Origin of the sequence: Rhodococcus sp. LB1 (genome assembly GCF_001583455.1) — a bacterium.
In the GTDB taxonomy this organism is placed as follows: Bacteria; Actinomycetota; Actinomycetes; order Mycobacteriales; family Mycobacteriaceae; genus Rhodococcus_F; species Rhodococcus_F opacus.
The window spans coordinates 1-6974 of record NZ_LTCZ01000336.1 but is presented as its reverse complement, the minus strand read 5'-3'; the positions used below and the strand labels follow the sequence as shown (position 1 = coordinate 6974).

The 6974-nt window shown below is 62.8% G+C and carries 5 protein-coding genes and 1 pseudogene; 1 reads left to right on the top strand and 5 read right to left on the bottom strand.

Translation table 11 applies throughout. The annotated features are described in order from the left end of the window. Nucleotides 1–551: 551 nt before the first annotated feature. A complete protein-coding gene (locus AZG88_RS34730; protein WP_061700368.1) occupies nucleotides 552–2591 on the top strand; it encodes a hypothetical protein in 2040 nt (679 codons plus the stop codon). A 734-nt stretch (nucleotides 2592–3325) separates the two neighbouring features. On the opposite strand, the gene AZG88_RS34725 is transcribed toward AZG88_RS34730, so the two are convergent. The 5 genes and pseudogenes from AZG88_RS34725 to AZG88_RS34705 all read right to left on the bottom strand — a co-directional run. Further along, nucleotides 3326–4549 carry an HNH endonuclease gene (locus AZG88_RS34725; RefSeq protein WP_061700367.1) on the bottom strand — a complete coding sequence of 408 codons (1224 nt, stop codon included), beginning with the start codon at nucleotides 4547–4549 and terminating at the stop codon, nucleotides 3326–3328. Between the two features lie 319 nt (nucleotides 4550–4868). Further along, complete coding sequence (locus AZG88_RS34720) at nucleotides 4869–5249, bottom strand: hypothetical protein (RefSeq protein ID WP_061700366.1); 381 nt, start codon at nucleotides 5247–5249, stop codon at nucleotides 4869–4871. Between the two features lie 81 nt (nucleotides 5250–5330). Further along, the gene (locus AZG88_RS34715) at nucleotides 5331–5528 is read right to left on the bottom strand and encodes a type II toxin-antitoxin system HicA family toxin (protein WP_061700365.1); all 198 of its coding nucleotides are present in this window, start codon (nucleotides 5526–5528) and stop codon (nucleotides 5331–5333) included. A gap of 466 nt (nucleotides 5529–5994) precedes the next feature. Further along, nucleotides 5995–6525: a hypothetical protein gene (locus AZG88_RS34710; RefSeq protein WP_061700364.1), complete on the bottom strand. Its 531-nt coding sequence runs from the start codon at nucleotides 6523–6525 to the stop codon at nucleotides 5995–5997. Between the two features lie 52 nt (nucleotides 6526–6577). After that, a pseudogene (locus AZG88_RS34705) lies at nucleotides 6578–6974 on the bottom strand (hypothetical protein); the annotation flags it as partial.

Here is a 6974-nt window from a genome sequence, read left to right as displayed (position 1 = left end):
GTCAGCGGTCATGTAATTCCGACTTTGTTCGTGTCAACGGTCCGCGGTCGGGTTAGCCCGTAGCGTTCCGTAGCAGACCGGAAGGGCTGACTCGTGTAATTCCTGTCACCCGCTCGTTGGGTTGACCCTCCTGGGGTGTGTCCACCCCTCCCGGTCTGCGTTCGCGGAGTGACTGAAGAGAGGCGTGACCCCAAGCTGCTGTGAGAGGTGCTTGAAGTCGGATTGTCCTCCGCGGATTCCCCAATCCGAGCAGAGAAGGGAACCGCCTTCCATGGTCGTCATCGGCACGTCGTGACGGCAGTAGCATCCGAATCCGTCACAAGGATGGTCGGCAACAGTTGCCACCACCACGGAGAAAGTTGTGTCCGCATCTGAAGGAAGCCCCAGTCTTCGGGGAGAGGAAGTCGCTGCCTCAAGCGAGCCAAGGCGTGGTCTGGGTCGGTATGCACGAGTACGTTTGAGACCTAGACAGACCACATGCAGTCGAGTTTCTGGACCACGCCGACGGCGGGCCCAGGGCCGGCAGTGAGTGGCGGAACAAGGAGAATATCGTGGCTAAAGCCATTTCGGCAGATGGTGCGCGTGCGGGCGCAGTTCTGATCGAACGTAGTTACCGCGAAGGCGACGACACCCAGTTCCTTCGAGAACTCGTCCAAAACGGCCTCGAAGCGGGCGCAACCGAGATTCAGCTGGGCATCCATTGGCCGAGCGCACGCGCCGACTGGCGCGTCGAGGACGTGCCCGACAATTACGCCTTCAAGATACGGGCCCAGCGGTACCGCATGGCATACTACGACAACGGCTCCGGAATGGGCGATCGGATGGTCGACTACATGGCCGGCCTGCTCGACCTTGATTCCAAGAATCAATCAGCTGGCGATCTGCACGGCAATTTCGCCATGGGAGCGCGGGTTTCAACCCTGCCCTGGAACAAGGCTGGTGTGATCGTCGCGAGCTGGACCAAGGAGTACCCCGAGGGCAGGCTCATGTGGCTGCGGTATGTGCCGGATCGATCAGAAGCGCTGGGTTACTACGAAGCCGCCACGCTGCGGTGGACCGACGACGACGGCAAAACCATCGCCAATGAGGTTGCGCCCGCCGATCTCTTCCCCGAGTTCGTGTCCGATCGCCCCAAATGGCTCGGTTACCAACTCAGCGACAGTAACGCCATCGGCACGGGGACCATGTTCCTATTCCTGGGCAACACCGGACAGGAACATACATTCCTTGGTCCCGAGGGCAACTGGATGACGCACACCGGGCCCAACTACCTCACCCATCGGTACCACACGCATCCGCCGAACGTAAACATTCGCTACGAGGACCCGCGTTCCAGCGATGTCGATTCGTGGGCCCGCCGGCGGCGCGACCGCGTCGATCGCTCTGCCCTCGATGGGTCGAGCCCGGATGCGAATGACCGCATCTTCAACGAACCCGTTCGGCCTACAGGCATCCTCATGGCTGGCACCCTTTCGAGGAAGGGAAAGGCTGAGTCGGCGACGGTCCCCCTACCCGATGGGGGGCGGATCTTGATCAACTTGCTTCACGAGGATGCGGTCCAGGGTGGCGGTGGCCGGAGGCTTGCCGATCGTCCTGGGATCTCGGTTCTTTACAAGAACGAGCTCTACCACCGGCGTGACACCGCACGCGACTACCAGAAGTTTGCGATCTCGTCGTCCAAGGTATATCGACGACTCTCGATCATCGTCGAGCCGCGGCGTGCCGGCGGTACGAATGATCCTCTAGGAGGTGTCTTTCCTGCCTCGTCACGGACCTCGCTGAATTATGTCCAGCCAGCGTCAAGCACCATGTCGGGGCGCGACTTGCCGTGGGGGATCTGGGAGCAAACCTTCATCGATAACATGCCGACGTTCGTTGTCGAAGCCATCGAGGCATCCATTCCTGACGATCATGAAGATGTCGATCAGGACATCGTCGATAAAGTAGCCCAGCCGTTCATGGAGATGTTCAAGCGTGTGATCTGGTTTCCGAAAGCCAATGGCGCGGCATCAGGCACCGCCACGGGTAGCGGCGCGGGCGGTGCCGCCCACCGACATCGCGGGCGTAGCGGCGGAGGCCGGAGCGATGGTTCTAGCACCGGTCAGGGCCGTGGTTCCAACCCAAATGGCAATCTCGGTGGGAACCAGGAAGGGGACACGCGAAGTGTGCCGGCGGCGATTCCTGAGTGCCACTTCGATGCTTCGTCATTTGACGAAGATGAAGTCAAGGCAAGACCCCGCATCGGGGTAAAGTACATGCCAGGACGGACCGGTCAGCTCGGCACCGTCATGATCGATCCACGCTTCCCTCTCATCGAGGACGTCACGAAGTACTGGATTGATCACACGCCCGCACCGCAGCATGAGGACGCCAGAAGGGCGGTTCAGGTGGTCTACAAGACGGCGATGGCCTGCCGAGTGGGACAGATTCTCGCGCTCGCCGAGGAACACGGTCTGACTGAAGGCGAGATTTGCGGCAACTTCATGAGCAACGAATCGTTGACCGCATCCTTGTTCGGTCTGGCGTCCGAACACTCGGTCATCAAGTCCCGATTGTCCGGCCGGATGCGAAAGGCCACCGCTCGGCCATAGGTCGGAGCGAGTCTACTGGGTGCCTATGCGGATCCCGGGCCGTGCGTTATGCGAAGGCCAACGCCGACCAGGGGGCGACACGCCGAGTCCGGGATCCTTCCCTTACCCCCAAAATGGCGCCTGGTGGTGAGCGGCCCGGCCTGAGTGGGCAGTTGGCTCAACCCAACCCGTCCGGCTCTCTGCCAGGCCGCTTCCCAGTGATCGCTGCACTACGTTGTCCTGAACGACCTTAAGGTCGCGGCATCGTGCGTGAAGACGAAGCCGACGCGCAGTACGGCACGCACGCCACGCGGTCGGAGATGAAGAACGGCTGGAGTCAACCACGAACTCGACCTCCTTTGCGCAGCACGAAGGCCCTCGGCGTGGGGAGCCCCAGACCATGCGGTCGTCGTAGACGCCCGGCGAAGGCAGGAGCGGAACACCCTCACACACCAGCTTCGCCGGACTGGTATGGCTGGCCTGCAGCAGCGACTCGCTTGAGCCGATCCCCTCTTCCGCATCAGTTCCGAATCAAGGGAGCTGGCGAGATGGAACACATCACCGGCGCAAAACAGCAAGGCGACATTCGCAGTGAACCGACCCGAGGAGACGCGCGAGCGCTGAGTTCTTCGGGGGCAGCGGCCAATTTGGTCGAACTGAATGAATCTGCGAGGAGGGCACTCACCGCAAGCATCGGCTTTTGCACCAGACGACCGTATGAAGTGCCGCCCGCGATACGACGCGCTTATCGCGGTTCACGTCGACATCGATCGCCATTCGTCCCAGTGCAGCTGGACCCAGGCCTTCTGCTTCTTGCTGAGCGTGACCCCCACCTTGTTTCCGTGAATATCACCGTACGACGGATACTTCCGGATCTCGTCCGTGACGTCGATGGTGCCGGCACTGTCAATCGCGATAAGGCCGTGGTCGAAGAGCCGGTGGAGATCGCGGCGGAGCAGGAGTCCGCCTTCGCTCTCATGGACCCCCACGTCGGCGTAGCTGTACAAGTGGCACGCTTCCAACGTCTCCGCTGGTGATGGTCCGGTGAAGGCACAGTTCAATCCGTAACGCCGGATGAGTTCCGCGCGGAAGGCGGGTTGCCCGAGCCGCACTCGGACAGGGCGGGTTGAGTGACCTCCGCCAGAGAGCTGGCTGCTGGTGGCTTCGACGATCGTGAGCGGTTGACCCGGCGTGGCTGCCTCGACCGCTGCCCGGAAGTCGTCCCAGCGGAGTTCGCGGATACTGTTCTGGGAGTAGTTCTTCACGCACAGTGCGCGCAGTTGTGGGGCGTCGAGTACGCCGGCGAGGTCGACCCATCCCTGGTCGTGCGTCGTCCGAAATGTCTTGACGTTTGACTCGGTGAATGTCGGCTCGTCGAACTCGGTTCCACAGTCATAGCAGCGGTACCGCGGCTGCAACGTCTTACGCTCCAGGTAATTCGTGGTTCCGCACTCTCTGCATCGACCGATTGCCTTGGTCTTCTCACCCTCGGCGATCGCCTCGATCACCGAGGCGCCGATGAGGTCGTTCTGGTCCCAGACGACGATGGCGTCGCCGGGAGAGACTTGGCGGGAGTTCGCCACATTGCTGTCCCAGCTGTAGTGGCTGGCGGCGTCGTCGTCGTACTTCTCCCCGCCGCCAAGTCTGCGGTACTCGGTTTTGGTCATCACCAGCCAGGCGCGGCGCTGCGCAGGTGCACCCTGCGGTGCCTTCGTGAGGGTGAAGCCAAGGGATTCGAGCGCTCTGACCACTGTGTTTTCTCCGCCGGAGAATTCGGCTGCGGCCAACGCGCGGCCGACGGCGTAGGCGTGGGCGACGCCCGCGATCGCTTTCGAGTCGTACTCGCGCCCGTCGTATCGGACCCGGTAGAACCGGGCTGGTGCGAAGCCGTACTTGGCAAGAAACTGGTCCTGCCCGAGTTCATCGCACTCCGTGATGGCGTTGAGCACCGATTCGCGGGTGATGTCAGCGAGGGTCACGGCGAAACAATAGCGGGGTGGGACGACATAGTGGCGGCTCGGGCACGCCCCGAGCCAGGCCGCGTCACCGCCCTACAGGCGGATAGTGCCAGGATCTGGCCGGCTGTCGGCGGCTATGCGACGCGGCGGACACGGGCGTTGTCGAGTCGGCCCCTCACCGGCCCGTGCCCGGCTCACGACAGAAGTACTCGCCACCACGGACGCCGCAGCACCTAGGTACCGCCCACACGTGTAGCCGGCAGAACCTTCTTCAACAAAACACAACGCGCCCCGTCACCGATAGATGACGGGCGCGTCCGATCTTCGCAGAGAGTGAGGGTTACGAGTTCACGAGCTGGCTCGCACGTTGGAACGTGACGCCGAGGAGTTCACCGATGTCACGAACGGGCACGTTCTCCTTCGCAAGGCACTGCGCAAGGATCCTCGACTCCGTGAGAGCGAGCGACTCAAGTCGGGCAGCCTCCTCGCGGTCCTTGCGGATCTGCTCCGCTCGGGCGCTGGCATCAGTGACGGCGCCGACCGCGACTCCCAAGTCGACGACAACGTCCGCGATGGGCGTCCCTGTTTCAACCGCGATGAACTCGCGCGCCATCTGCTCGGTCTCGCCGAGGCGGCGGGCCTGGGTCAATCCGTCGAGTTCGGGAATCGACACCATCCACCACTTGCCGTCTCGGGTCACCTCGACTTTGTAGACCTTCATGGTTTATTCCTTCGATGGGTGTTGGATCTGGGTTGTGGTGCTTGGGGTTGAGCCGGGGCTGTTGCCAGCCCCGGCGGTCGGTCACTGCTTGCTGGCCTCGATGGCCTTGTTCACCTTCCGGACCACCCCCGGAGAGATGGTTTTGTGCCCGTCGGGGACGGACACCGCCGCTCCGTTGGGGCCGACCCAGAAGGTGTGGCTACCTTCGGTGCGTTCTGCGGTGAATCCCGCGGCCTTGAGGCGCTTGACGAGCTTCCTGGTCGGTTCCTCTGCGATCACCAGAATAGTCTAACCCGTTAGACAATTTCTAGTCAAATGGACTAGACAGATTTGTCGAACCTGACAGGGTCGAATGCGCGTCATCGAGCCCTTACGCATCGCTCGGTCCATCCTCCGGACGTAATCGCCGTGATCCTCGACCACATCTCGACACCATCCGACGCACGCCCTCGACGGGGCAGCGGCGCGCGAGCGCCATGCACCGGTCTTGAACGAAGCCAGCATGTGCCCGATGCCAGAGCGCCCCACCGATCGCGAGGAGGCCGAGACGGTCGAGGATCGGCCACCGAGTGCGATGGAGGCCAGCGCAGTGCCCATCATGAGCACGCCGCCGACATCTCCGCAGTTCACGCTGGGTAAACGACGACGCGAGCCCCTCCCCGAGGAAGGGAGAGGGGCTTCCTTTTCGGTGTTCGAAACCGTTCTAAATTTCCGATGGTTCGGCGGGACGTGTCATCTCCGCAGGTCAGCGGCAGTCGACGTGAACGGACAGGTAGACGCGTGCCGGGCCGGCCGGTGAGTTCCAGCCCTGTGGGGCATCAGCGGTGGCCGCGATATCGACCTCGTCTGGCTGGGACCAGTCAATCGACTGTGCGATGTCGAGGTACTTGTTGGTGGCGTCGACGTCGGTTCGGGCGAGGCCTTGGTCGACGTTCTCGATGGCGAGTATCTGAGAGCCGCTGCCGGCGTGAATCTTCCATCCGTGCGGGGCGGTGATGTCGATTGCGAGTGCGTCTCCGCTTCCGTAGCAGCGAGCGTCGAGCTGGTCGGGGCGTGGCGTGGTGATTTCGGTGTCCGAGTGGTCCTCTCCCCAGCCGATGATGATGCTGCCCAGATCGGTGCTGGCATCGGTGACGATCACTCCGCTGGTCGAGGCTGAGACCGCCGGGGCCATGCGGCCCTCGTCGCCTCCGCAGGCGGTCAGAGCGGTGATGGCGCCGACGGCAAGTGCGACAGCGGCAGCTGTCCGGCGGGGCCGCCTGTGGGACAGGGTCATGGGTTCGTGGTTCCTTTCGGTGATCGGTGGCCATGCCGCCCGGTGGGCGGGGTTACTTGAAGACGTCGACGAACCAGCGGCCATCGGTCTTCTGGGTAGTGACGGTCTGGGTACCGCGGTCCACCGGTTGTCCGGGCTTCATCAGGGAGAGGTCGACCAGGTAGACCCCGTCGGATAGCTTGATCGTGCGGATGCAGTAGTTGGTGCCGACCGGCACAGCGTCGATGAACTTTTGCAACTCGGGTGCGGGCTGCACCGATGAAGTAGGCGTCGCAAGCGCTCGTGTGGCTTCCCCGTTGCGCTGGCTGTAGTACGCGTGGTTGAACGCTGCGATGACGCCCGCACCGCTCTTCTGGTCACCGCGATCGGCGCGGCAATCGTCCCCTGCAGCCTCCGGTTCCTCGACCCTTTCAGGTTCGGGCAGGTTGAGCGTGGGCAGTCCGTTCTCG